This window comes from Pseudomonas sp. P4_C3, assembly GCF_056402075.1.
Genome location: NZ_JBFUIC010000555.1, coordinates 1 through 1,817 on the forward strand (window position 1 = coordinate 1; position 1,817 = coordinate 1,817).

2 protein-coding genes are annotated in these 1,817 nt (G+C 59.5%); both read left to right on the forward strand.

Translation table 11 applies throughout. The features are described 5' to 3' along the window. The first annotated feature begins 148 nt into the window (after positions 1-148). Positions 149-1,513, forward strand: coding sequence for an ethanolamine permease (gene eat, locus AC1DVH_RS30550; protein WP_477756937.1), 1,365 nt, complete (start codon positions 149-151; stop codon positions 1,511-1,513). A gap of 142 nt (positions 1,514-1,655) precedes the next feature. After that, positions 1,656-1,817: DUF2897 family protein (locus tag AC1DVH_RS30555; protein ID WP_477756938.1), on the forward strand; the 162-nt coding region annotated here is incomplete at its 3' end.

Below are 1,817 nucleotides of genomic sequence, written 5' to 3' on the forward strand. Positions count from 1 at the left end.
CCCCTGACTGACGCACAAAATTCGCGCATTCTGTGGCGAACATCCCCGATACGACGCCTTTCATCCTATTACGACGCACCATCGTGAAATGGCACGCCCACTGCACTGGCCTCCCCCGAGCTTTCCAAACCACTCAGGGAGCAAAAACATGAACACACAACTCAAACCCACGCTGGGCACGTTGCACTTGTGGGGCATTGCGGTTGGGCTGGTGATTTCCGGGGAGTATTTCGGCTGGAGTTATGGCTGGGGCGTGGCCGGGACTTTGGGCTTTCTGGTGACCTCATTTTTGGTCGCCACCATGTACACCTGCTTCATCTTCAGTTTCACCGAGCTGACCACTGCCATTCCTCACGCCGGCGGTCCCTTTGCCTACAGCCGTCGCGCCTTTGGCGAAAAAGGCGGGTTGATCGCCGGGCTGGCGACACTGATCGAATTCGTCTTCGCCCCGCCGGCGATTGCCCTGGCCATCGGCGCCTACCTCAATGTCCAGTTTCCAGCCCTTGACCCGAAACACGCGGCAGTCGGTGCCTACATCGTGTTCATGGGCCTCAATATCCTCGGTGTGAAACTGGCAGCGACCTTCGAACTGGTGGTCTGCGTGTTGGCCGTCGCCGAATTACTGGTGTTCATGGGCGTAGTCGCCCCCGCGTTCAGCTTCAGCAACTTCGCCCTCAATGGCTGGGCCGGTTCCGACGTGTTCGATGCTCCGGCGATTGCCGGGATGTTCGCGGCGATCCCCTTTGCCATCTGGTTCTTCCTCGCCATCGAAGGCGCAGCCATGGCCGCCGAAGAAGCCAAGGACCCGAAGCGCACGATTCCCAAGGCTTACATCAGCGGTATTCTGACCCTGGTGCTGCTGGCGATGGGCGTGATGTTCTTCGCCGGTGGCGTCGGCGACTGGCGCACCCTGTCGAACATCAACGACCCGCTGCCACAGGCAATGAAAACCGTGGTCGGCGAAAGCTCGGGCTGGCTGCACATGCTGGTGTGGATCGGCCTGTTTGGTCTAGTGGCGAGTTTTCACGGGATCATCCTTGGCTACTCGCGGCAGTTCTTCGCCCTCGCCCGGGCCGGCTACCTGCCGGTGTCCCTGGCCAGACTGTCACGTTTTCAAACCCCGCACCGGGCGATCATCGCCGGCGGTGTAATCGGCATTGCAGCCATCTACAGCGACGGCTTGATCAACCTAGGCGGCATGACGCTGACCGCCGCAATGATCACCATGGCCGTGTTCGGCGCCATCGTGATGTACATCATGAGCATGCTCAGCCTGTTCAAACTGCGTAAAACCGAGCCGAACCTGGAACGCACCTTCCGCGCCCCCTGCTACCCGCTGGTGCCGTTCATTGCACTGATGCTGGCAGTGGTGTGCCTGGTGGCGATGGCATGGTTCAACACGTTGATCGGCCTGATCTTCCTGGGCTTCATGGTGGCAGGTTTCGTGTACTTCATGCTCACCGCGCAATTGCGCGCCGACGCACCGGYGGATGCGATGTTGACCGGACATTGAAAGCGTTAGAGTGAACCTTGGACAACAGGCATAGAATGGGGGTGATAGCGATGGAACTGCGATGAAACCCCATCACTCAAAGTGGTATGCACGATCGGTTGGCGAACCCTCGTCGACCCGCCCGCTTTTCAAGGAGAGTCCTATGCCCTGGTATGCCTGGCTGATTCTGGTCGTTGCCATCGGCTCGATCGTTGGTGGTCTGATGCTGCTGCGCGACACCGCCAACAAGGTCGAACTGACCGAAGAGCAACGTAAGCGCGTCGCCGAACGCAATGCGGAAATGGACGCCAAGGAAGCGAAGGAC